Origin of the sequence: Segniliparus rugosus ATCC BAA-974, from assembly GCF_000185725.2 — a bacterium.
Taxonomy (GTDB): Bacteria; Actinomycetota; Actinomycetes; order Mycobacteriales; family Mycobacteriaceae; genus Segniliparus; species Segniliparus rugosus.
Genome location: NZ_KI391953.1, coordinates 989,037 through 1,012,346, shown reverse-complemented (window position 1 = coordinate 1,012,346; position 23,310 = coordinate 989,037). Strand labels below are relative to the sequence as shown.

At 68.6% G+C, this 23,310-nt stretch carries 22 protein-coding genes and 1 pseudogene; 16 read left to right on the top strand and 7 right to left on the bottom strand.

The window, feature by feature from the left end:
• Positions 1 to 50: 50 nt before the first annotated feature.
• From HMPREF9336_RS04965 to HMPREF9336_RS04895, 15 genes and pseudogenes are all read left to right on the top strand, one after another.
• Positions 51 to 2,915, top strand: a complete 2,865-nt coding sequence (locus HMPREF9336_RS04965; RefSeq protein ID WP_007469619.1) for a Na+/H+ antiporter subunit A — start codon at positions 51 to 53, stop codon at positions 2,913 to 2,915.
• A complete protein-coding gene (locus HMPREF9336_RS04960; RefSeq protein WP_007469617.1) occupies positions 2,912 to 3,349 on the top strand; it encodes a Na(+)/H(+) antiporter subunit C in 438 nt (145 codons plus the stop codon). The genes HMPREF9336_RS04965 and HMPREF9336_RS04960 overlap by 4 nt, the downstream gene beginning before the upstream one ends.
• On the top strand, positions 3,346 to 4,917 hold the full coding sequence (locus HMPREF9336_RS04955; protein ID WP_007469615.1) for a Na+/H+ antiporter subunit D: 1,572 nt from the start codon (positions 3,346 to 3,348) through the stop codon (positions 4,915 to 4,917). Before HMPREF9336_RS04960 ends, HMPREF9336_RS04955 begins: the two co-directional genes overlap by 4 nt.
• Entirely contained in the window at positions 4,914 to 5,483 is a 570-nt protein-coding gene (locus tag HMPREF9336_RS04950) for a Na+/H+ antiporter subunit E (RefSeq protein WP_007469612.1), read from the top strand. The genes HMPREF9336_RS04955 and HMPREF9336_RS04950 overlap by 4 nt, the downstream gene beginning before the upstream one ends.
• Positions 5,483 to 5,752, top strand: coding sequence for a monovalent cation/H+ antiporter complex subunit F (locus tag HMPREF9336_RS04945; protein ID WP_007469610.1), 270 nt, complete (start codon positions 5,483 to 5,485; stop codon positions 5,750 to 5,752). The genes HMPREF9336_RS04950 and HMPREF9336_RS04945 overlap by 1 nt, the downstream gene beginning before the upstream one ends.
• Positions 5,753 to 5,755: 3 nt before the next feature.
• Positions 5,756 to 6,067 carry a monovalent cation/H(+) antiporter subunit G gene (gene mnhG, locus HMPREF9336_RS04940; RefSeq protein ID WP_007469608.1) on the top strand — a complete coding sequence of 104 codons (312 nt, stop codon included), beginning with the start codon at positions 5,756 to 5,758 and terminating at the stop codon, positions 6,065 to 6,067.
• Positions 6,068 to 6,124: 57 nt separating this feature from the next.
• Complete coding sequence (locus HMPREF9336_RS04935; RefSeq protein WP_156920295.1) at positions 6,125 to 7,882, top strand: ABC transporter ATP-binding protein; 1,758 nt, start codon at positions 6,125 to 6,127, stop codon at positions 7,880 to 7,882.
• Positions 7,875 to 9,749, top strand: a complete 1,875-nt coding sequence (locus tag HMPREF9336_RS04930; RefSeq protein WP_007469604.1) for an ABC transporter ATP-binding protein — start codon at positions 7,875 to 7,877, stop codon at positions 9,747 to 9,749. Before HMPREF9336_RS04935 ends, HMPREF9336_RS04930 begins: the two co-directional genes overlap by 8 nt.
• Before the next feature lie 24 nt (positions 9,750 to 9,773).
• Positions 9,774 to 10,250, top strand: coding sequence for a hypothetical protein (locus tag HMPREF9336_RS04925; protein ID WP_021030131.1), 477 nt, complete (start codon positions 9,774 to 9,776; stop codon positions 10,248 to 10,250).
• 61 nt (positions 10,251 to 10,311) lie between these two features.
• Positions 10,312 to 10,884, top strand: a complete 573-nt coding sequence (locus HMPREF9336_RS04920) for a PadR family transcriptional regulator (protein WP_021030130.1) — start codon at positions 10,312 to 10,314, stop codon at positions 10,882 to 10,884.
• Positions 10,885 to 10,960: 76 nt separating this feature from the next.
• Positions 10,961 to 12,933 (top strand): annotated as a pseudogene (locus HMPREF9336_RS04915) (FAD-dependent oxidoreductase).
• Positions 12,934 to 13,051: 118 nt separating this feature from the next.
• The gene (locus tag HMPREF9336_RS04910; RefSeq protein WP_007469596.1) at positions 13,052 to 13,843 is read left to right on the top strand and encodes an SDR family NAD(P)-dependent oxidoreductase; all 792 of its coding nucleotides are present in this window, start codon (positions 13,052 to 13,054) and stop codon (positions 13,841 to 13,843) included.
• Positions 13,844 to 13,907: 64 nt separating this feature from the next.
• A complete protein-coding gene (locus HMPREF9336_RS04905) occupies positions 13,908 to 14,693 on the top strand; it encodes an SDR family NAD(P)-dependent oxidoreductase (RefSeq protein WP_007469594.1) in 786 nt (261 codons plus the stop codon).
• A gap of 2 nt (positions 14,694 to 14,695) precedes the next feature.
• A complete protein-coding gene (orn, locus tag HMPREF9336_RS04900) occupies positions 14,696 to 15,304 on the top strand; it encodes an oligoribonuclease (RefSeq protein ID WP_007469592.1) in 609 nt (202 codons plus the stop codon).
• A gap of 20 nt (positions 15,305 to 15,324) precedes the next feature.
• Entirely contained in the window at positions 15,325 to 15,822 is a 498-nt protein-coding gene (locus tag HMPREF9336_RS04895; protein ID WP_040584635.1) for a GNAT family N-acetyltransferase, read from the top strand.
• Between the two features lie 378 nt (positions 15,823 to 16,200).
• Here HMPREF9336_RS04895 and tsaD read toward each other — a convergent pair whose 3' ends face one another.
• Genes tsaD through HMPREF9336_RS04860 form a run of 7 tightly spaced genes read right to left on the bottom strand, consistent with a single transcriptional unit; the run spans position 16,201 to position 22,173 of the window.
• On the bottom strand, positions 16,201 to 17,220 hold the full coding sequence (gene tsaD, locus HMPREF9336_RS04890; protein ID WP_007469588.1) for a tRNA (adenosine(37)-N6)-threonylcarbamoyltransferase complex transferase subunit TsaD: 1,020 nt from the start codon (positions 17,218 to 17,220) through the stop codon (positions 16,201 to 16,203).
• Entirely contained in the window at positions 17,217 to 17,681 is a 465-nt protein-coding gene (rimI, locus tag HMPREF9336_RS04885) for a ribosomal protein S18-alanine N-acetyltransferase (protein WP_007469587.1), read from the bottom strand. Before rimI ends, tsaD begins: the two co-directional genes overlap by 4 nt.
• Positions 17,678 to 18,361 (bottom strand): tRNA (adenosine(37)-N6)-threonylcarbamoyltransferase complex dimerization subunit type 1 TsaB, encoded by a 684-nt coding sequence (gene tsaB / locus HMPREF9336_RS04880; protein WP_007469585.1) that lies wholly within the window; start codon positions 18,359 to 18,361, stop codon positions 17,678 to 17,680. Before tsaB ends, rimI begins: the two co-directional genes overlap by 4 nt.
• 25 nt (positions 18,362 to 18,386) lie before the next feature.
• The gene (locus tag HMPREF9336_RS04875; RefSeq protein WP_021030126.1) at positions 18,387 to 18,977 is read right to left on the bottom strand and encodes a Uma2 family endonuclease; all 591 of its coding nucleotides are present in this window, start codon (positions 18,975 to 18,977) and stop codon (positions 18,387 to 18,389) included.
• A 39-nt stretch (positions 18,978 to 19,016) separates the two neighbouring features.
• A complete protein-coding gene (gene tsaE, locus HMPREF9336_RS04870) occupies positions 19,017 to 19,460 on the bottom strand; it encodes a tRNA (adenosine(37)-N6)-threonylcarbamoyltransferase complex ATPase subunit type 1 TsaE (protein WP_007469581.1) in 444 nt (147 codons plus the stop codon).
• Complete coding sequence (gene alr / locus HMPREF9336_RS04865; protein WP_007469579.1) at positions 19,453 to 20,613, bottom strand: alanine racemase; 1,161 nt, start codon at positions 20,611 to 20,613, stop codon at positions 19,453 to 19,455. Before alr ends, tsaE begins: the two co-directional genes overlap by 8 nt.
• A 21-nt stretch (positions 20,614 to 20,634) precedes the next feature.
• Positions 20,635 to 22,173, bottom strand: a complete 1,539-nt coding sequence (locus HMPREF9336_RS04860) for a bifunctional ADP-dependent NAD(P)H-hydrate dehydratase/NAD(P)H-hydrate epimerase (protein WP_007469577.1) — start codon at positions 22,171 to 22,173, stop codon at positions 20,635 to 20,637.
• Positions 22,174 to 22,248: 75 nt separating this feature from the next.
• On the opposite strand from HMPREF9336_RS04860, the gene HMPREF9336_RS04855 reads away from it, so the two are divergent.
• On the top strand, positions 22,249 to 23,298 hold the full coding sequence (locus HMPREF9336_RS04855) for a 3-oxoacyl-ACP synthase III family protein (RefSeq protein WP_021030124.1): 1,050 nt from the start codon (positions 22,249 to 22,251) through the stop codon (positions 23,296 to 23,298).
• Positions 23,299 to 23,310: the final 12 nt, after the last annotated feature.

The following is a 23,310-nucleotide window of genomic DNA, read 5'->3' as shown; positions in this document are numbered from 1 at the left end:
TCAGCCATTTCGGGTTGCAGAATTAGCGATTATCGTGTATAGTCGAATGGGTGTTCGGTGTCCTGTTGGCGCACGCAACCGCTGCGCTCTTCGCTCCCGTGCTCATCGCGCGCTGGGGCAGGCAGGTTTTCCTCGCGCTCGCGTTGGTCCCAGGCCTGAGCCTGGCCTGGGTGCTCGCCGCGACCGACGGCGGACGGACGGAGCTGCGCGAGCACTGCGCCTGGATTCCGCAGGCTTCCATGGACATGGACTTGCTGCTCGACCCGCTCGGGGTGCTCATGTGCTTGCCGGTGCTCGGGGTCGGCGCGGTCATCCTGGTCTACTGCTCGCGCTATTTCGCCCCTGACGAGCCCAAGCTCGGCGCGCTCGCAGGCCAGCTCACCGCGTTCGCCGGAGTCATGTTCGGCCTCATCGTCAGCGACAACATGCTGCTGCTCTTCATGTTCTGGGAGATCACCAGCGTCCTCTCCTATCTGCTCGTCGGCCACCAGGGCCACAAGCTCGTCGCCCGCCGCGCCGCGCTGCGCGCGCTCAACATCACCACCCTCGGCGGCCTCGCCATGCTCGTCGGGGTCATCATCCTCGGCGAGCAAGCGCACAGCTACCTCTTGTCCGACGTCGTCCGCCATCCGGTCGGCGGCGCGCTCGGCCAGATCGCCATCGCGCTCGTCCTCACCGGAGCCTTCACGAAGTCCGCTCTGCTCCCCTGGCACCTGTGGCTGCCGGGGGCGATGGCCGCCCCGACCCCGGTGAGCGCGTACTTGCACGCCGCGGCAATGGTCAAAGCGGGGATCTACCTGGTGTGCCGGATGGCTCCCGGCTACGCGCACATGCCTGTGTGGCATTGGATGGTCCTCCCGTTCGGGCTCGCCACCGCCCTCCTCGGCGGATGGCGGGCGCTGCGCGCGTACGACGCGAAACTCGTGCTCGCGTTCTCCACGATCAGCCAGCTCGGGCTGATGACCATGCTCGTCGGAGGCGACAGCGAGGCTTCTCGCGCGGCGGGTCTGGTCATGCTGCTCGCTCATTCGCTCTTCAAGGCGGCCCTGTTCATGACCGTCGGCGGAGTCGACCGCACCGCAGGCAGCCGCCATCTGCCCAAGCTCTCCCGCATGGGGCGGCGGGCGATCCCGCTCACCCTTGCGGGGGCGCTCGCGGGAGCCTCCATGGCCGCGCTCCCCCCGTTCCTGGGCTTCGTCGGCAAACGCGCGGCGTTCGACTCCCTCCTCGCCGAGCCCGCCTCCCTGCTGCAACTGGGCGCGCTCGTCTTGCTCGAAGTCGGCGCGGCGGCGCTCACCACCGGGTACAGCCTGCGGCTCAGCTGGGGGCTCTACGCCCATCGCAAGGGCGCGGAGCCCGCGCTGCGGCCCGCCGTCTCGCTCTGGGCCCCGCCGCTCTTGTTGAGCCTGCTGGGCTTCGCCGCCACGTTCACGATGCCCGCGTGGTCCTGGATCATCGACGCGGCCAGCCTCCCCCGCTCCTCCGAGACCGCCCCGGCCATGGAGCGGGCCATCGACCCGGACCGGGTCGCCTCGTTCACCCATCTCGGCGTGGGCGCGGCCCTCGTCGCCGTCGCGGTCGCCATCGGCGGCGCGCTGTTCGCCGCCAATCCGATCCTGCCGAAATCCCGGCGCAGGCTCGGCAACGCGGACGAGGTCTACGACGAGATCATGCGGCTGCTCTCCGCGCTCGCGCTGCGGGTCACCGCGTTCGTCCAGCGCGGCTCGCTCCCCATCGCCCAGGCCACGACGCTCACCGTGCTCACCGTCCTCCCGCTCGCGGTGCTCTTCCTCGGGCCCCGGACCCCGATCAAGTGGTACGCGTACGACTCGCCCTTCCAGCCCGTCGTCGCGGTCGTCATCATCATCGGCGCGGTCGCCGCCGTGGTCCTCACGCACAGGATGGGGGCGGTGCTCGCCTCCGGGGTCACCGGCTACGGCTGCGGCATGCTCTACGCCATGCACGGAGCCCCCGATCTGGCGCTCACCCAATTCCTCGTCGAAACGCTCACCCTCGTCGTGTTCACCCTCGTGCTGCGCAAGTTCGACGCCCACACCAACGAGCCGATTCCCGCCCTCTCGCACTTCGTGCGCACGGTCTTCTCCCTCGGGGTCGGAGCCGGGTTGTCCGTGCTCGCCCTGTACGCCATCAGCGCGCGCCCGACGGGAGCCCCCATTCTCGCGGACTGGCTCGCGAAGGCGGGCCTTGACCGCGCCCACGGCAGGAACACAGTGAACGTGATCATCGTGGACATCCGGGCCTGGGACACCTTCGGCGAAAGCTCTGTGCTGCTGGTGGCCGCGACCGGAGTCGCCTCCCTGGTGTTCGTGAACCGCCGCTACGGCTCGGTCCCCCGCCTCTCGCAGGACGCGACGCTGGGCAGCAACAACGTCAGCTGGCTGCGTTCGAGCGAGTTCACCGACCCGAGGCAGCGCTCGATGATCCTGGAAATCGCGACGCGGATGGTCTTCCCGACCATCATGGTCCTCTCGGTGTACTTCTTCTTCAGCGGGCACAACGCCCCGGGCGGCGGCTTCGCCGGGGGTCTGGTCGCGAGCCTCGCCCTCGTCCTTCGATACCTCGCCGGCGGGCGCTACGAGCTCGGCGAGACGCTGCCGGTCGAAGCGGGGAAGATCCTCGGCGCGGGCCTGGTGCTCACCGCCGCGACTGCGACGGGGTCGGTCTTGGTCGGCCTGCCCGCGCTCTCCAGCGCCAGCGTCGCCCTCGACCTCCCCGTCCTCGGTGCGCTGCGCTTGAACACGTCGAGCCTTTTCGACCTCGGCGTGTACCTGATCGTCGTCGGCATGGTCCTGGACATCCTGCGCAGCCTCGGAGCCAGGCTGGACGAGGGCGACCCCGTCGACGGGCCGACCAAAGCCGGGGCCGAAGCCCTTCCGGAGAGGACGCCCGCATGAGCGCGAACCTGACGCTCGTCGTCCTGATCGGGCTGCTCGGCGCGACCGGAGTCAACCTGCTCCTGCGCCGCACCCTCACCAAGATGCTGATCGGCACGATTCTGCTCGGCAATGCGGTCAACCTGCTCATCCTCGCCTCGGGCGGGCCTTCCGGCTCGCCCCCCATCGTGGGAGACTCATCCGAGGGCAAAGCGCAGGACGCGGACCCGCTGGCGCAGGCGATGATCCTGACCGCCATCGTCATCTCCCTCGGCGTGGCCGCGTTCGTCCTCGCCCTCGCCTACCGCTCCTACCGCTTGCAGACCGACGAGGACGTGGACGACGACGCCGAAGACGAGATCGTCGCCCAGCGCGCGGAGACCGAGGACTCAGAGCCCGACGACGAGCCGGCCAAGGTGGACGTCGGCGATACAGAGGGGCAGCTGCGCACATGACGAACCTCCTCGCCCAAGCGCTCGTCCCCGCGCCCGCCGTCATCCCGATGGCGGGCGCGGCGGGGACGCTCATCCTCGGCAGACGGCCCCGGCTCGCGCTCTTGACGTCATTCGGCGCGCTCACCGCGACCCTCGCCGTCAGCGTCTGGCTGCTCGTCCTCGTGGATAGGGGAGGAGCCCAACGCCTCTTCATGGGCGGGTGGGGGGCCTCCTCCGGCTCCCCCGGCCCGCTCGGCGTGGAGCTGTGCGTCGACCGGCTCTCCGCGCTGATGCTCGTCGTCTCGGCAAGCGTCCTGCTCGCGGTGTTGGTGTACGCGGTGAGCCAGGGCATCCGGGACGGGGACGGGAACGAGCCCGTTTCGATCTTCCTGCCGACGTACCTGGCGCTGACGGCAGGGGTCTGCGACGCGTTCCTCGCCTACGACCTCTTCAATCTCTACGTTGGCTTCGAGATCCTCCTCATCTCCAGCTACGTGCTCATGACCATCGGCGGCGGCGGGGCCCGGATCCGAGCAGGGATCTCCTACGTCATGGTCTCGATCCTCTCCTCAACGGTCTTCCTCATCGGCATCGCGCTGGTCTACGCCACCACCGGATCGCTCAACTTCGACCAGATCTCGGCCTCGATGGCCCACGTCCCCGGCGGAGTTCGCTCGGCGGCCTTCGTCGTGCTGCTGGTCGCCTTCGGGGTCAAGTCCGCAATCTTCCCGCTCTCGGGCTGGCTGCCCGACTCCTACCCCACCGCGCCCGCGCCGGTGACCGCCGTCTTCGCCGGCCTGCTGACCAAAGTCGGCGTCTACGCCATCATCCGGGCGCACACGCTGCTCTTCTCCGGATCGGGGCTGGACACGGCGTTGTTCATCGCGGCGCTCGGCACCATGATCATCGGCATCCTCGGCGCGCTCGCCCAGTCCGACATCAAGCGGCTCCTTTCGTTCACACTGGTGAGCCACATCGGATACCTCGTCTTCGGGATCGCGCTCGCCACTCCAGAAGGGCTCGCCGGGACGGTGTACTACGTCGCGCACCACATCTTGGTGCAGACCACGCTCTTCCTCGTCGTCGGTCTCATCGAGCGCCAAGCGGGGGCCTCCTCGCTGCGCCGCCTCGGCGGGCTCGCCGCCGCGAGCCCCATGCTCGCCGCGCTCTTCCTCATCCCCGCGCTCAACCTCGCCGGTATCCCGCCCTTCTCCGGATTCATCGGGAAAGTCGTCCTGACCCAAGCCGCGATAGCCCATGGCGGGTTCCTCTCCTGGCTCCTCGTCGCCGGCGGCATGGTCACGAGCCTGCTGACGCTGTACGCGATCATGCGGGTGTGGAACCTCGCGTTCTGGCGCCCGCGCGAGGACGCCCCTGAGGGCGAACTCGCCACCGCCGCCCCGCCCACCATGACCAGCGAAATGGTGGACATCGCGTACGCGGACCGCATGGACGTCGGGCGGATGCCCTACGGCATGGTCGGCTCGACCATCGCGCTGGTGGCGCTCGGGCTTGGCCTCGCGTTCGCCGCCGGCCCGATCCTCGGCGTCGCCGAGCGCGCCGCCGAGGAGACGGGAGCCGCGCCATGAGCAGGGGCACAAGCGCCGAACAGGCACGCGAACTGCTCGTTCGAAGCTGGGCGGTCATCTGGCTCGCCGCGGTGTGGACTCTGCTGTGGGGAGAGGCCTCGCCGCTCATCATCGGCTCCGGACTGCTCGTCGGCGTGGCGGTGATCGTCTGTTTGCCGCTGCCCCGCGTGCCGGTCGGAGCCGGAATCCGGATCGGCCCGGTGATCGTCCTGTGCCTGCTCATCGCCCGAGACCTGCTGATCTCCAGCGCGCAAGTGGCGTGGTACGCCGTGCGGCCCGCCTCCATCCCCGAGAGCGGCATCCATTGGGTGAAGCTGCGTTTGAACTCCGACCTGGTGCTGACGCTCGCGATTTTGTCCATCAACCTCATCCCCGGCACCGTGGTGCTGTCCATCGACCGGGTGCACCGCAGAATCCAAGTCCACCTCCTCCCGTCCCGGAACGAGGCCGACGTGAAGAAGTTCGAGGAGCAGACCGCGCGGCTGGAACGATGGTTCAGCCGCGCATTCGAGCAAGGCAAGAAACAGAATTCGCCTGCCTCTCCCCGCAAGAAGGAGGCGACCTGATGGCATGGCTCTGGCTCTCCTCGGCGGTCTTGCTCTGCGCCGCCGCGCTGCTCACCACGTGGAAGACCGCGGTCGGCCCCCGGACGCTCGACCGGCTCGTCTCCGTGGACACCCTCGTCGCGGTCATCATGTGCTCGCTGAACGCCTGGGCGGCCTTTAGCCTTGACTCGACCGTGGTCTACGGGGCGACCGCGCTCTCCTTGTTGGGATTCATCGGTTCGCTCAGCGTCGTCCGGTTCCGGGTGAAAGACAAACGGAGGAGGCCGTAACCCATGGACATCGCCGCCGCCCTGCTCATCCTCGCGGGCTCCGTCCTCGCGTTCACCTCCGCGCTCGGGATCGTGAGATTCCCTGACACGTTGACCCGGATGCACGCAGCGGCCAAGCCGCAGGCCCTGGGGCTCGTGCTGACCTGCGTCGGGGCCGCGATCCGGCTGCGCCACAACGCGGACCTCGGCATGCTCGTGCTCATCGCGCTCTTCGCGCTGCTCACCTCGCCGGTGCTCGCGCACTTGATCGGCAGGCTCGCGTACCGGGAACTGCAAGAAGACCAGGCTGCGCTGCAGAAACAGCAGAGCGGCTAGCCGCTCTGGCAGAAAATCGGGTCGAGAATGTCAGTCCTGTGCGCTAAGAATAAGGGCATGACGGAACCTCCCTCGGGCAGCGCGGCGCTACGGCGCCTCTGGCCGGATGTTCGCCCCTATGCGGGCCGCATCGGCCTGGCTCTTGGGCTGATCCTCCTCTCCGTGGTCACTAGCATCGCCATCCCGCTGATCGTCAAACACGTGGTGGACGGGCCGATCTCCCGCGCCGACGCTCGGGGGCTGCTCTGGCCGGTCGTGATCGTCTCGCTGCTTGGCCTCGTGGACTCCGGGGCGATTTGGGGCAGGCGACGCGTGAGCGCGCGTCCGTCCGCGGAGCTGGAGACCAGCATGCGGGCCAAAGTCTTCTCGCACGCGCAGCGTCTCGCCATCGGCGAGCACGCGGTCTGGGACTCGGGGCAGTTGCTCTCGCGAGGCGTGGAAGACCTGCGCGAGCTGCGTCGTTTCGTGGCGTTCTTCGGTCCGTTCTTCATCGTGAACACGGTGGCGATCATTGCCGTGACCGTCACGATGCTCGTCCTGTGCTGGCCGCTCGGCGTCATCCTCGTCCTGTGCGAGATCCCGATGCTGGTGACCACCAGCAAACTGGAGCGAGCGTGGAGCCAGGTCTCGCGTCAAGTCCAAGACCTCGTCGGCGACATCACGACAACGGTCGAGGAATCCGTGCTCGGCATCCGGGTGCTCAAAGCGTTCGGCGCGGGCCCCGACTCGATCGCCCAGTACAACGCGCAAGCAGACGAGCTTCGCGCCCTGCAGCTGCGCGAGAACAGGCTGCAAGCGTCGTTGTGGATGGTCAGCGGGGCCACCCCCGTGCTGGCGGTCACCGCGATGCTGCTGGTGAGCGGCTGGGGAGTCCCGCACGGGCATTGGACGCTCGGCACCCTCGTCGCCGCCATCTCGCTGGTCATGTACCTGAACTGGCCGCTCACTTCGATCTCGTTGCTGCTGGGCGATCTGTTCAACACGACGAACGCCGCCGTCCGTCACTGGGAGCTTATGGACCGGCCGATCACCATCGCCGATCCGGCCAGCCCGCGCGAGCTGGCCGAGCCGGTCCGGGGCGAACTCGTCTTCGAGAACGTCGGCTTCCGCTATCCGGACTCCGCCGCCCCGGTGCTCGCAGACGTGTCGCTGCGGATCGAGCCCGGCGAGATCCTCGCGCTCGTCGGGCCGACCGGGTCGGGGAAAAGCACCCTCGCCAACCTCGTGCCCAGGCTGCTCGACGCCACGTCCGGGCGCATCACCCTGGACGGCGTCGATATCCGCGAGCTGCGTCTGAGCGATCTGCGCGCCCAGATCGCCGTCGCCTTCGAGGAGCCGGTGCTTTTCTCCGCGAGCGTCCGGGAGAACGTCGCGCTCGGCCAGCCGGAAGCCACAGACCAAGAAGTCGCCGACGCGCTCGAACTGGCCGCCGCGACGGAGTTCGTGGCCAAACTGCCCTGGGGGGACCGCACCCGCGTCGGCGAGCAGGGCCTGAGCCTCTCCGGCGGCCAGCGCCAACGGCTCGCGCTGGCCCGCGCGGTGCTCGGCCAGCCCAAGGTACTCGTGCTCGACGACCCGCTCTCCGCGCTCGACGTGGACACCGAGGCTCAAGTGCAGGCCAAACTACGGAAAGCCCTGAGCGGCACGACGACTTTGCTCGTCGCGCACCGGCCGTCCACCGCCGCGCTCGCGGACCGGGTCGCGCTCGTCTGGGACGGCAGGATCGAAGCCGTCGGCTCCCACGAGGACCTGCTCGCCAGCTCCGAGCACTACCGCCACGTCATGGGCGCGGTCGCGGAGGAGACCCATGTCTGATCAGGACTGGCGCGGAGTCGCGAAAGAAGACGAGGAACCCGATAAAAAGGGCAGCCTGGTCCTCGCAAGGCGCTCCCGCGCGCTCTTGCTCGACTTGGTTCGCCCGCGCCTTCGCAAGCTCTGGGCCTTCCTCGGGATCGTGCTGGCAGACAACGCCTGCTTCGTGTTGACGCCGCTGTTCGTCGCGTACGGGCTGGACTCGGGCATCGGCCGCGCCGCGAAAGGCGCGGGGGAGCCTCCCACGGATATTATCGGCTTGCCGATCCATGGGGGATGGTCGGCGCTCGGCCTCGCGGGGCTGGCGCTCTTGCTCATGATGGTCTTCGGGGCGTGGCTGAACTACGCCTCCACGACGAAATCCGCCATACTCGCCCAAGAGATGCTGTTCGAGCTGCGCACTCGGGTGTTCGCCCATGCCCAGCGCCTTTCGATCGCCTTCCACGAGCGCTACACCTCGGGCAAAGTGATCGCCAGGCTCGGCAACGACATGGACACGCTCATGGAATTCCTGAGCGGCTCGATCGTCGAGTCGATGAACGCCGTTCTTTCGTTGATCAGCATGACCGCGATCATGTTCTGGCTCGACGCGCCGCTCGCGCTCATCGGGGTCGCGGGCTTTATCCCCATGGTCCTGATGACCCGCCGCTCCGCACGGCTCCAGCGGATCTCCCAACGCCGCGCGCGCCGGGCCATCGCCAGAGTGATCACGCACTACGTGGACACGATGACCGGCGTCCGCGCCGTGCAGACCTACCGGCGGGAGCGGCGCAACGAGGAGATCCTCGCCGAGGAGAACGCCGAGTATCAGGCGACCACGGTCGCCGCCACCGTGAACATGGCGGATTACATCGGCTTCTCCCGCCTGGTCGACAACCTCTCGACGGTGGCCGTGCTGCTGGTCGGCGGCTGGCGGGTGATCCACGGCGACACGCAGGTCGGCGTGCTCGCCGCGTTCTTGATGTATCTGCGGAACTTCTACGAGCCGCTCGAAACCCTGGCCCAAGTCTTCAACATGTACCAGTCGGCGGCTTCCGCGCTGGAGAAGATCTCCGGAGTGCTCGAAGAGCGCCCCGCCGTGCCCGAGCCGGAACGTCCGGTCGTCCCCGCCAAGGACGAGGGCGAGATCGTCTTCGACCGCGTGACGTTCTCCTACTCCCCCGGCGGCCCGCCCGTGCTCCCGGAATGCTCGCTCGCCATCCCCGCAGGACAGGTCGTCGCCATGGTCGGGCAAACAGGGGCGGGGAAGTCGACCATCGCCAAGCTCGTCGCGCGGTTCTACGACCCGACTTCGGGGTCGGTCCGCCTCGACGGCGTCGACCTTCGGGACATCGCGGACGCCGAGCTGCGCAAACGGGTCGTCATGGTGACCCAGGAGCCGTACCTGTTCTCCGGCACGATCTTCGAGAACATCCGGCTCGGGAAAACGGACGCGACCCTCGACGAGGTGGTCGAGGCCGCGAAGGCCGTCGGAGCGCACGAGTTCGTCATGGCGCTGCCCGAGGGCTACCACACGCCGGTGCACAAACGCGGCGACCGGCTCTCCTCGGGGGAACGCCAACTCGTCGCCTTCGCCAGGGTCTTCCTCGCGGCTCCGAAGGTCATCGTGCTCGACGAGGCGACGGCCAGCCTCGACATCCCGAGCGAGCGGGTGGTGCAACGGGCCTTGGGCGCGCTGCTCGCGGGCCGCACAGCGATCATCGTGGCGCACCGGCTCTCCACCGTCGAGATCGCCGACCGCGTGCTCGTGGTCGGGGACGGGAAAATCCTCGAAGACGGCGCGCCGGACGAGTTGATCGAAGCCGCGCCGGGCGAAGGGAAGGGCCGCTTCGCGCAGCTGCACAGCGCCTGGCGGCACTCGCTCGCTTGACGCGCGCAGCCGTATCATGTCGTCATGTCTCGGACTGACTTCCTTCCGCCGTGGTGGCTCGGAGTGCTGGGCGCGCTCGGGCTCGGAGCCTACGTGGCCGTTCCCGACCTGCCGCTCACGCGGCGCGAACGGCTCCTCACCCGCGCCGCGCTGGTCGCAAGCTCCGCGGCGGGCGCGGCGGCGACGGTCCCCGACCTGCTACAGGCCCAGCCACGGCGCATAGCGCAGATTCCGCTCTCCCAGCAGGTCGGCTCGTTCATCGCGTTCGCCGCGTCGATCTGCACGAACCCGCTGTTCGGCGACCGGTTGGTCGACAAATTCGCCGCAGCGCTCGCCGAGCGGGGGGCGAGCTGGCCGAGGGCGAGGCTCGGCGCGCTGGTGACCGCCGTGGCCCTGTTCGGCGAGCTGTTGCAGCGCTTCCCGCCGCCGCCGACCCCCAAGACCCCGCCGCCCAAGCGGCGGCTCGTGCGCCCGGACTCCGAAACAATCATGCGCAACTAGGCAGCAACTCGTTGCACTGCAACGAGTTGCATAGTTTTTTGCACCGCACTATCCTGGGGCGGTGGCATTGGAACACGCCCTCCTCGTCTCGCTCGCAGAGCAGCCCAGCTCGGGGTACGAGCTGGCCAGGAGGTTCGACAAGTCCATTTCCTTCTTCTGGAGCGCCACCCACCAGCAGATCTACCGCACGCTCAAGCGCATCACCGAAGCCGGCTGGGCCACGTTCGAAGTGATCGAGCAAGACGGCAAGCCGGACAAGAAGATGTATTCGATATCCGACCTCGGCAGGGCCGAACTCGCGAAGTGGATCGCCGAACCCAGCCCCCCGCCGACGCTGCGCTGGGAGCTGGCCGTCAAACTGCGCGGACTGCGCCACGGCGAACCAGAGGCGGTGCTCAAAGACCTCAAAGCGCAGCGAGACGAGGCGCAACGAACGCTGCAGCACTACCAGGACAGCGCCGCGCGCCACTTCCCCGATGGCAAGCTCACCGGAGCCTATCTGCACCAACGGCTCGTCCTCGAAGGCGGCATCCGCCAAACCGAAGGCTTCATCGCATGGCTCGACGAGACTATCGCGGCCCTCAGCACCACCAACCAACCCGAAGAAGGAGAGACCAGTGACCACCAGCACTGACCGTTCCGCCACCCCGTACCCGCATCTGTTCTCAGAACTCGACCTCGGCTTCACCAAGCTGAAGAACCGCGTGGTCATGGGCTCGATGCACACCGGGTACGAGGACTACCCCTGGCTCATCGACAAGCTCGCCGCGTACTACGGCGAGCGCGCGAAGGGCGGGGTCGGCCTCATCGTCACCGGCGGGTACTCCCCGAACTTCCTCGGCTCCACCGCGCCTCTGTTCGGGCAGTTCAACACGAAGCTGGTCGCCCGGTCGCACCGGAAGGTGACCAGGGCCGTGCACGAGCACGGAGGGAAGATCCTCCTGCAGATCCTGCACACCGGACGCTACGCCTTCCACCCGCTCTCCGTCTCCGCCTCCACCACCAGCGCCCCGACCACCCCGTTCCAGTCCTGGAAGATGCCGAGCTGGCTGGTCCGCAGCACCATCCGCGACTACGCCAAGGCCGCGAAGCTCGCCAAGTACGCGGGCTACGACGGGATCGAGGTCATGGGCGGCGAGGGCTACCTCATCAACCAGTTCCTCGCTCCGCTCACCAACAAGCGCACCGACGAATGGGGCGGCACCCCGGAGAAGCGCCGCCGTTTCCCGGTCGAGATCACCAAGGCGATCCGAGAGGCGGTCGGCCCCGACTTCATCCTCCAGTTCCGGATCTCCCTGGTTGACTACGTCCCGGAGGGCCAGACCTGGGAAGAGATCGTCGCCCTCGGCAAGGAGTTGGAGGCCGCCGGAGTCGACATCTTCAACACCGACATCGGCTGGCACGAGGCCAGAGTGCCGACCATCGTCACCTCCGTCCCCTCCGGGGCCTTCGTGGACTACACCCACGCGCTCGCCCAGCACGTGAACGTCCCGGTCATCGCTTCGAACCGGATCAACATGCCCCAGGCCGCCGAGCAGATCCTCGCCGACACCGACGTCGACCTGATCTCCATGGCCCGGCCCCTGCTCGCCGACCCAGCCTGGGTGAACAAGGCCGCGGCCGACCAGTCCGAGCTCATCAACACCTGCATCGCCTGCAACCAGGCCTGCCTTGACCACGCCTTCGTGCACAAGACGGTCTCCTGCCTCTTGAACCCGCGCGCGGGCCGGGAGACCACGCTGCAGCTCCTGCCCACCCGCCGCACCAAGCGGATCGCCGTCGTCGGCGCGGGCCCGGCGGGCCTGGCCACCGCGGTCTCCCTCGCCGAGCGCGGCCACGCCGTGACGCTCTACGAGGCGGACGACCGCATCGGCGGGCAGTTCCTCATCGCCAGCAAGATCCCCGGCAAGGAGGAGTTCGCCCACACCCTGCGCTACTTCCAAAAGCAGCTCGAGCAGCACAAGGTGACCGTCCGGCTGAACACCAGGGTGAGCGCCGAGCAGCTCGCCGCCGAGGGCTTCGACGACGTCGTCGTGTCCACCGGGGTCGCCCCCGCACCCCCAAGATCCCCGGCATCGACCATCCGATGGTGCTCTCCTACCCCGAGGTGGTCAAGGAGGGCAAGCCTGTCGGCAAGCGGGTCGCGGTGATCGGCGCGGGCGGCATCGGCTTCGACGTGAGCGAGTTCCTCACCACCGAGGAGTCCCCCACGCTGCATCTGAAGGAATGGCGCCAGGAATGGGGCGTCGCCGACCCCGTCACCCCTGAGACGGGCGGGCCGAGGGGCGGGATCACCAAGCCGATCCCCTCGCCCTCGCCCCGCGAGGTGTACCTGCTCGCCCGCACCCCCGGCCCGCTCGGCAAAAAGCTCGGCAAGACCTCTGGCTGGGTGCACCGCGCAGCTATCAAGGCGAAGAAGGTCGAGCAGATCTCCGGCGTGAACTACGAGCGGATCGACGACGCGGGCCTGCACATCACCTTCGGCGAGAACCGGGAGAAGCCGCGCCTGCTCGAGGTCGACAATGTCGTCGTCTGCGCCGGCCAGGAGTCCCAGCGCGGGCTGTACGACGAGCTGGTCGCGAAGGGGGTCCGGGCGCACGTCGTCGGCGGGGCGCTGCTCGCGGGCGAACTCGACGCGAAGCGCGCGATCCGGCAGGGGACGGAACTCGCGGCGGCGCTGTGAGGCCGGGCGCGGCACGGTTTACACTTGACTGTATAAACTGCGTTATACCCCATAGTGCAACTTATTACACCGCATAGCGTAAACTGTGCCGCGCCAACCCCGCCCCGAAGGAGCCCCCATGCCGCTGCCCCCGCCGTCCCCAGACCAGCCCGCAGTGATCACCGGAGCATCGCTCGGCATCGGCAAGGCCATCGCCCACGAGCTCGCAGCGCGCGGCTACCCGGTGCTCCTCGTCGCCCGCCAAGGCGAGCTGCTGGAAGCGCTCGCCGCCGAAATCCGTGAGAAATACAAGGTGGGCGCGGATGTCCGAGTCGTCGACCTGGTCGATCCGGAAGCCCGGAGCGCGTTCCAGGAGGAGCTCGCCTCGCTGGACGTGTCCATCCTGGTCGCCAACGCCGGCTTCGCGACCCAGGGCCTGTGGCACAAGGGTCTCGACTACGCGAAAGAACGCGCCGAGGTCGAGCTCAACGTCGTCGCCGCATACGAGAACACCCTCGCGGTCCTGCCGAAGATGCTCAAGCGCCGCAGCGGCGGCGTCGTCCTGACCGGCTCGAACGCGGGCAACAACGTCTTCCCGACCGGCAGCACCTACGCCGCGACGAAGGCCTTCGTGAACACCTTCGCCGAGAGCCTGCACTTCGACGTCAAATCCCAAGGGGTCCATGTCACCTTGCTCGCGCCCGGCTTCGTCGAGACCGCGCTGAAAGACGACCTCAAGGCGGGGCTGTTCTCGTCCTCGCTGTTCACCGCCTCTGCGGAGCACACTGCGAAAGCCACCGTCGACGGCCTGGTCAAGAACAAGCTCCGCGTCGTCCCCATCCTCGCGCACAAGATCCAGACCGCGATGGCGCTCTACAGCGCGCGCGGGCTCTACGGGCGGGCCTCGCAGCTCTTGGTCGGCAGGAAGTGAGCAGGCAAAAACCGCCCAAAGCGCGCGTCTTAGAATATCCAGAGTTGATCTTCTAAGGAGCCTCATGCCACTTCCCCCTCCCGCCCAAGGGCAGCCCGCAGTGATCACCGGGGCCTCGCAGGGCATCGGCAAGGCCATCGCGTTCGAACTCGCCGCGCTGGGCTACCCGGTGCTCCTGGTCGCCCGGCGTGCCGACGTGCTCGCCGAGGTGGCCGAACAGATCCGCGCCCGGCACGGCGTCGAGGCGCAGACCTGGCCGGTCGACCTCACCGACCGCGACGCGCGGCAAAAGCTCGTGGACAAGCTCGCCGAGACCGACGTGTCGATCCTCGTGAGCAACGCGGGCTTCGTCACCGCCGGGCTCTGGCAGGGCAAGCTCGACCTGGCGCAGGAGCGGGCCGAGGTCGAGCTCAACGTCGCCGCCGCCTACGACCTCGTCCTCGCCGCGTTGCCGAGGATGCTCGCGCGCCGCAGCGGCGGCGTCATCGTCACCGGCTCGATCGCGGGCAACGGCCCGGTGCCGATCACCACGACGTACTCGGCGACTAAGGCATTCCTCAACACGTTCGCCGAAGCGCTGCACTTCGACGTGCGCAATCGCGGCGTCAACGTGACTCTGCTCGCCCCCGGCATCGTCCGCACCGAGCTGGTCGCCGGGCCGCTGACGAAGTCCCCCGCGTTCTTGTGGGCGAGCGCGGAGCAGACCGCCAGGGCCGCGGTCGAGGGCTTGCGGCGCAACACGCTCCGGGTGGCCCCGACCGCCGCGCACAAGGTCCAGTCCGCGCTCGCGAACTACCTGCCCAGACCGCTCTACGCGAAGATCATGTACCGCTTCTACGGGGGGAAATGACGATGGGAGACGCGAAAGACCGGTTGCTGTGGATCGACTGCGAGATGACGGGACTGCGCCCCGGCCACGACCAGCTCATCGAGATCGCCGCCCTCGTCACCGACGGCGATCTGAACATCCTCGACGAGGGCATCGACCTGGTGATCCACGCGTCGGAGGACAAGCTCGCCCAGATGGACGAGTACGTGACCAACATGCACGCCAGCTCCGGGCTCACTGACGCGGTGCGCGCCGCGACGCTCTCCCTCGCGGAGGCCGAGGCCAAAGTGCTCGCCTACGTCAAAGAACGCTTCCCCGCCCCGCGCACCGCGATCCTGGCCGGGAACTCCATCGCCACCGACCGCTCCTTCCTCGCCAAGGACATGCCCGAGCTCGACGCGTGGCTGCACTACCGCATGGTCGACGTGAGCACGATCAAAGAGCTGTCCCGGCGCTGGTATCCGAGGATTTATTTCAACCAGCCCGAAAAAGGGCTCGCGCATCGGGCGCTCGCGGACATCGTCGAATCCATTCGCGAGCTGCGGTATTACCGGGCCACCGCGTTCGTCGCGCAGCCAGGGCCCACCGGCGAGGAGATCGAGGCCTCGGTCAAAGCGCTCGTGGACGGCTGACCGGACCTACACTGTCGGCCATGCCGAAGCCGGGACGACTCGTGGTGCGGCATGTGCCGTGGGCGCACCCCGACGCGCAGCTGCTGCGGGACGCGATGGCCGCCGAAGTCGGCCCGAGGTACGCCGCTCGGCGCACACTGCTGCCGCCGGAGGCGAGCGGGCACAACGACGTCGATCCCGAGACCGTGCACGCCACCCTCGTGGCGTACTCCGAGGACGGCGCGCCCGTCGGGCACGCGGCGCTGCGGTGGAACGACGGGGAACTCGAGCTCAAGCGGATGTTCGTCGCGGCGCAGAGCCGAGGGACCGGAGTGGCGCAGGCGTTGCTGCGGGCTTCGGAGGAGTCGGCCAGCGCGGCGGGCTCGGCGCGGCTCATCTTGCAAACCGGGGACCTGCAGCCGGACGCGGTGCGCCTCTATGAGAAAGAGGGCTACCACCGCATTCCGCGTTTCCCGCCCTACACCCACGAACTCCTCGCCTATTCGAACTGCTTCGCGAAAAACCTGCTTGCGCTCTGAGCGCGCCGCACGGACGGACTGTGCGCCAACCCTTGGCTTTCGTCGCAGGATGGGGGTACACTCGGCATCGTAGGGCCGAGAGGCCCGGTGTTGCCGCGCCGAACCTCCCGGCATGCGGAGTTACTGCTTCCGCTGGCGGATGATCACCCTCAGGATGACTAAGTCCCTCAGCAGCAAGAGGATCACCGCGAGGAGCGTGAGGGTGGTGTTCAAGGTGTTCACCCTCTCCTCCTCCCTGCTCAAGGAGCCCCGGAGCGTTTGCCCCGTCGCACCCGCACGGCGAGAATCCACCGCTCGAAATCACGGTACGACAGCGCACCGACAAGGCCGAGCCGCGCAAGCGAACGGCATGCTCGCCGAATAAGCCCAAAAGGAACTTCAGAGCAAACTGACGCCCACGTCCAGCCCCGGCGCGGGGCTCACGTCCAAGCTCGACGGTTTCGCCCCCGCCGCCGCGAAACCAGCTCCGAACGCGGCGATCATCGCGCCGTTGTCGGTGCACAGCCGAGGCCGTGGCACGCGCAGCTCGATCCCCGCCGCCGCGCACCGCTCGTCGGCGAGCGCCCGGATGCGGCTGTTCGCGCAGGCTCCGCCGCCGAGCACCAGCGTGGTCGCGCCGTGCTCCTTCGCGGCGGCGACGGCTTTCGCGGTGAGCACGTCCGCCGCCGCTTCCTGGAACCCCGCCGCCACATCGGCTTTCACATGGTCCGGGTTCGCCTGCAAGTACCGGATCACCGCTGTTTTCAGGCCCGAGAACGAGAAGTCGTATTTGGCGTCCTTGGGGCCGGTCATAGGCCGGGGGAATCGCACGGCCGAAGGGTCGCCGGTCTGGGCGAGCTTGTCCACCACGGGTCCGCCGGGGTAGCCGAGGCCGAGCAGGCGGGCGACTTTGTCGAACGCCTCCCCGGCCGCGTCGTCCACGGTCGCGCCGAGCTCGGCCAGCGGCTCGACGAGGCTTTCCGCTTTGAGGATCTGCGTGTGCCCGCCGGAGACCAAGAGCGCCACCGAGCGCGGCAGCGGGCCGTGTTCGAGCTGGTCCACCGCGATATGCCCGCCGAGGTGGTTCACCGCGTACAGCGGAACGCCCCAGGCGAGGGCGTAGGCCTTGGCCGCCGCGACCCCGACCGACAACGGGCCGATCAGACCGGGGCCGATGGTGACCGCCACCGCGTCGGGCTTGTCGATCTGCGCGGCCTCAAGCGCCCGGCGCACGGTCGGGCGGATCGCCTCTAGATGCGCACGGGCCGCGATCTCCGGCACCACCCCGCCGAACCGCACGTGCTCGGCCACGCTGGAGGCGACTTCGTCGGCGAGCAGGGTCAGCGCGCCGTCCGACTCGACCCGCACGATCCCCGCGCCGGTCTCGTCGCAGCTCGTCTCAATCCCAAGAACGATCACGCGCCCTCGCCGAAGTCCGCAGGGCGGCGCATGATCACGGCGTCCTTGCCCACGCGGCGATAGTAGTTCTTGCGCACCGCGATCCTCTCGAAGCCTTCGGTCTCGTACAGCTTGATGGCTGGCTCGTTGTCCACCCGGACTTCGAGGAACACCTCGCGGCCCTCGGCCTCGCACAAAAGCGCGCCGAGCAGCGCCCGGCCCGCTCCCGCGCGCTGGGCCGAGGGGTCGACGCCGATCGTCACGACCTCGGCGCTCTCGCCGAGCAGCGCCACGCCCGCGTAGCCGAGGACGAGTCCGGTGAGATCCCGAGCCGCGAAGTAACGGGTGTGGGCGGCCTTGAGGTCGCCCTTGACCATCGCGAGCGTCCACGGTCCTTCTTCTTGGAACAAGATCTGCTCCAGCTCTGCGACGCGCGGCAGGTCGACCTCGCGCAGCGCGTCCACCGTCGCCCAGGTCGTCATGACAGAACCCCTTTCATCGAGGCGGGCGGCACGGCGTCCGGCGGACGCAAGTACAACGCGGCCAATGGCGCTGGAGCCTCGCCCGCGAGCATCGCGCGCGAGGCGGAACGGGCGAGACCGGCCGCAGCGGGCGCGACGACGCACGACTTCCGCACGTCCTGCAGCGCCCCTCCGTCGAGCAGGTATGCCGCGCCCGCGACGGCTTCAGGGACGAAGCCGCCGAGCAGCTCGGGGAGCTCCGACGGCTTGCAGACGCCCGGCCCCTCGGTCCGTTGTCCGTCGCGATAGCGCGCCCAGAACACCTCGCGCCGTTTGGCGTCCGTCACGACCAGCAGATTCTTGGTCTCCGGCTCGGAGCCGAGCGCCTCGTCCGCGATGGCGTCCAAACCGCACACGCCGTAGACCGGCAGTCCGAGCGCGTCGCCGTACGCGGCGGCGGTCGCGATCCCGATCCGCAGCCCGGTGTACGGGCCAGGCCCGAGGCCGACGACGACAGCTTCCAGCTCGTCCTTGCGTCCTTCGCCGAGAGCCCGCTCGATCATCGGGGCCAACTGCTCGACATGGACGTTCCCCAGGGAGCGCTCTTCGCCGAGCAGGAGCCAAGACTCATCTTCACGGGACCACCGCACAAGGCCGACGGCCGAATCGGCTGTCGAAGTGTCGATGGTCAGTACAAGCATGGCCGCTCAAGTGTACCGGCGCTGCTTAGTCTTCCATCAAATCCGCGATGGCGAAGGAGACTTCGAACGGTTCCGTCACAGCGACGCGCTCACCGTCGAAGACCCCTTCCTGCTCGTGGTACTGCCCGTCGGAGCCGAGTTCGAGGGCGAGGAACCGCGTGGCCGGATCGGCCGCCTCCAGGTCGATGATCCAGTAATGCGGGATGCCCGCCTCGGCGTATTCGGCTCGTTTGACGACCAGATCCCGCCTCCGGCCTCCTTGTGAGAGAAATTCCACCACCAGCACGACATCGGTCTTCTCCACGCTGTGCTTCGCGCCGTCGTACACCGCGCGCGGAATAACCACGAGGTCCGGCACACGGTCTGTGGGAGGGAACTCACGTCGCAGATAAACACCCTGGTCTCGACCCACCGCCCACTGCTCACGGGACAACTGCGCCTGGAGAGACGCTTTGAGGTTGTCCTGCCCGTTGTTGTGGTTCCAAGTCGCAGGCTCTTCCTCCACGACCAACCCGGCCACCAGCTCCGCCCGGCATTCCGTCTCGCCCAGCGCCTCCCATTCCTCCACGGTCAACAAGTCGCCCTGCCGCTCGTACCGCGCCATGAATTCCGTCATGTTCCGAGTGTAGGAGCGGTGGCCGACAACGTCACCCGATCAGCCGGCCCACTCCCAGCTGACCCGGCGCACATCGCTCGCCCAGTCCGGCTCGATCCGCACCGTGAGCGTGCGCGTCCCGAGCCCTTCGACGTGCCCCTCGCCCCATTCGACCACGACCACCCCCGCCGCAAGCGCGTCCTCCAGCTCCAACGCCTCGAATTCGGCGTGATCGCCAAGGCGCTGCGCGTCCACATGCGCGAGCGCGAGGCCGCCGTCGGCGGCGGGATGGGTGTGCACGATGACGAAGCTCGGGGACTGCACCCGGCCCTGGACGCCGAGCGCTTCGGCGAGCCCTCGGGTCAGCGTCGTCTTCCCCGCGCCCATCGGGCCGACCAGCACCACCACATCGCCGGCCCGCAGCTGCGCGGCCAGCTCTCGCCCAAGGCTCCGGGTCTCGTCCGGAGCGGCAAGGGTCCGCTCCGACATCTCGGGCTCAGACATTGATGTGCTGCAGCCGCACGCGGCCCCGAATCTGCGTGACGATCTCGTAGTTGATGGTGCCCGCCGCTTTCGCCCAGTCGTCCACTGTCTGCTCGCCGTCCTTCCCCGACCCGAAGAGGGTGGCGATATCGCCCTCCCGCACCCTCGGCCGGCCGGGGCCGAGGTCAACGAGCACCTGGTCCATGCAGACCCTGCCAACGCCCGGATAGCGCCTGCCGCCGATCACGACCTCGAATTTCCCCGCGAGCGAGCGCGGCAGCCCGTCGGCGTAGCCGATGGGCAACAGAGCCAGCGTCGTGTCCGTCGGGGCGACGAAGTCGTGCCCGTAGGAGACCCCGTCGCCCGCTTGGATGCGTTTGACCAGCCCGACCCGCGCCGTCAGCGTCATCGCCGGGATGAGCCCGAAATCCCGGCCCGCGATCGGCGAGAGCCCGTACACCGCCACGCCGGGCCGGGTCGCGTTGAACGCGGGCACTCCGTCCACCAGCGCCCTGGGCCGGGTGAGCACGGCGGGCGAGTTGGCCAAATGCACGAGCTGGGGGCTCAGGCCCGCCTTCCGGGCCAGCGCCACCGCGTCCCGCAGACCGCTCGCCTGCTCCGCGTTGGTGCGGTACTCGGGCCGGTCGGCGTTGGCGAGATGGCTGAACACCGCCCGCACCCGGACCGCTCCCGCGGCTTCCGCGTTCGCGAGGTCGGCGAACGCTTTGCGCCAATCCTCGCGCGCGAAGCCGCCTCGGTTCAGCCCGGTGTCCACCTTCACCGCGACGACGGCGGGCTCATCGGCCCGCATGGCCGCCTCGGCCACAGCGCGCAGTTGCGTCGAGGTGGAGACGCCGAGCTCGATGCCGAGGGCGACCGCCTCCGCGAACACGGCCACTGCCTCGCTCGGGTCGAAAGCGTGCAGCCAGGCGATGATCGGGGCCTCGATCCCGCCCGCGCGCAGCTCGAAAGCCTCGTCGAGGGTCGCGACGCCGATCTGCGCCGCGCCGGCCGCAAGCACGGTCCGCGCAACCGGAACCGCGCCGTGGCCGTAGGCGTTCGCCTTGAGCACCGCGATGACCTTGGCGGGGGCCGACGCTTGGATCAGCAGCCGGACATTGTGCGCGAGCGCGCTGTGATCCACCGTCGCCTGCACCGCCGGAGCCGAAACCATGATTCGAACATACCGCGCAATTCAGCGCGACATGCTCCGCACCGCGCGGATGGCTTCGGGGATGTGCGCCGCAAGCCTGCTCGCGGTGATCGGCGCGCCCCTCTCCCCGCCTGCGGCGAGGTCGGCTGCGCGGCTGTGGATGGCAGCGGCGAGGGGCGCGGCGTAATCGGAGGTCGCAGGGGCACGGATGACGACGTGGCCCGAGCCCGCTGAACGCACAGAGCACGGACCCGGCGCTCCCGTCGCGAGCAACGCGCCGATCATGCCGGAAAGCACATCCCCCGAGCCCGCTGTGGCGGCCCAAGACCCCTGGGCGATGTTCACCAGAACCCTTCGGCTCGGTTCCGCGATGATCGTGACATGGCCTTTGAGCAGCACTGTCACATGGCACTCCACCGCCAATTCCAGCGCTGCCGCCACCCGGTCCGCGCCGACCGGGCGGCCCGCGAACGCCTCGAACTCCCGGTCGTGCGGGGTGATCAGCGTGGGGGCCGCGCGGCCTTTGATCGCGTCGGGGACCAGGCGCAAGGCGCTCGCGTCGGCGACCACCGGCAGATCGGTGGCGAGCACCTGGAGCAGGAGTTCTTTGACGGACTCGTCCGCGCCGGGGCCGATCACCCAGGCGTTTACCCGCCCGGTCGACTCGAAATCCTCGCTCACCACCAGCTCGGGATGGACCGCAACCAGCGTTTTCGCCGCCGGACCCACGACGCGGACCATGCCGGAGGTCATCGCCAGCGCGCCCGCGGCGCACAGCGCCCCGGCTCCTGGGTACGTGGGCGATCCCGCGACGACGCCGACCACGCCCTGGGTGTACTTGTCGTCGTCCGGCCCTGGCACAGGCAGGAAGTTCGCGATTTGCTCCTCGGACAACGCCTCGAACCCGCCCGGCTCGTAGAGCACGCCCAGATGGCCGAGATCGGTTTCCCCGTAGCCGATATCCACCAGCTCCAACCGTCCGCAACGTTCCGGGTTCAAGGCGTGGACCTGCTTGAACACGCCCATAGCCACAGTCACGTCCGCAGTGACGGCAGGGCCGTCCACCGCGCCGGTGTCCGGGTCCACGCCGCTCGGAAGATCCACCGCGACGATCCGATGCTGCACAGGCACTGGCCTGCTGAAGATCTCAGCGGCTTTGTCGCGGAGCGGCCCCCGCCCAGACAACCCGACCACTCCGTCCACCACGATGCCCCGTTCCCGATCTCTCTCCCAGGGCAAACCCGCCTTTGGCACATCGTCGACGAACTTCCCACCCGCTCGGCGGAACGCGGCCAGGCCCTCGGCGTGCGCCCGCTCCGGGCTGAGCAGCAACACCTGCACGTCCACGCCCCGGCGCTTGAGGAACGCCCCGGCCCAGAGCGCGTCTCCGCCGTTGTCCCCGGTTCCGACGACCAGCCAGACTTTCCGGCCGACCACGCCCCCGAAATGATCCCGCAGCTCGCCAAGGACCACTTGCGCCAGGCCGTAAGCGGCGCGGCGCATCGGGACTCCGGGAGCCAGCTCCTCGATCAGTGACTCATCAGTCTGTTTCACCAGCGCCGCTGGGTAGTAATAAGGCATCGATCCCCACTCTACCTGGCGAAATCGCGGGATGTGGCCCATGTTACGATCAGTCGGGAAGAGGAGGATCCGATCATGAAGTCGCGGCTCGAATCGATCGGCTCCTACCTGCCAAGCGCCTCCGTCTCCACCGAGGAGCTGCTGAGCCAGCTCGCCTGTGCCGACCCCATCGACCTCGCAAGGATCAGCGGCGTCCAGCGTCGGCGGGTGCACAGCTCGGACCCGGCGGACTTCGAGGACTCCTACCGGCTCGCGACCCTCGCCGCACGGGACGTGCTCGCGAAATCCCGCCACGGCGCGGCGGATCTGGACATGATCATCTCCTGCTCCATCGCCCGAGGCCGGGACGGGGAATACCTCACGTTCGAGCCGTCCTTCGCATTGGCGCTGAAGAACGACCTCGGCGCGACCGGGGCTGTGCACTTCGACGTCTCTAACGCCTGCGCGGGCATGTTCACCGGGGTCATGGTCCTGGACCGGCTCATCCGCAGCGGCGCGGCAAGGCGCGGCATGGTCGTCTCCGGCGAGTACATCACCGCGATCTGCGAGACCGCCCTCAAGGAGATCTCGCACAAATACGACCCGCAGTTCGCCTCGCTCACCGTCGGGGACAGCGCCGTCGCGGTGATCCTCGAAGCCGCCGCCGACGACGCGCCCGACGGGATCGACTACGTGGACATCATGACCTGCGCCGAGTTCGCGGAGCTGTGCATCGGCATGCCGAGCGACAAGAACGCCGGCATCGCGCTGTACACCGACAACCGGGCGATGCACAACGCGGAGCGCTACAAGCTCTGGACGACGCGCCAACGCGACTTCCTCGCCGCGCGGGGCAGCGACTTCGCCGCCGAGCGGTACGATTTCATCATCCACCACCAGTTCTCCGGCCCGGCGATCACGTACATCAACCAGCTCGCCGCCAAGGAGTTCGGGGCCGAGATGCCCGAGAGCCTCACCGTCCTTGAGGAATACGGCAACACCGCGTCCACCGCGAACTTCCTGGTCTTGCACGAGCATATGAAGCGCGGCGTCGTCGCGCCGGGTTCCAAGGTGCTCCTGGTGCCCGCCGCCTCCGGGGTCGTCGCCGGGTATCTCTGCCTGACCGTCGGCGACGTCGCGGCCTAGCCGACAGAAGGG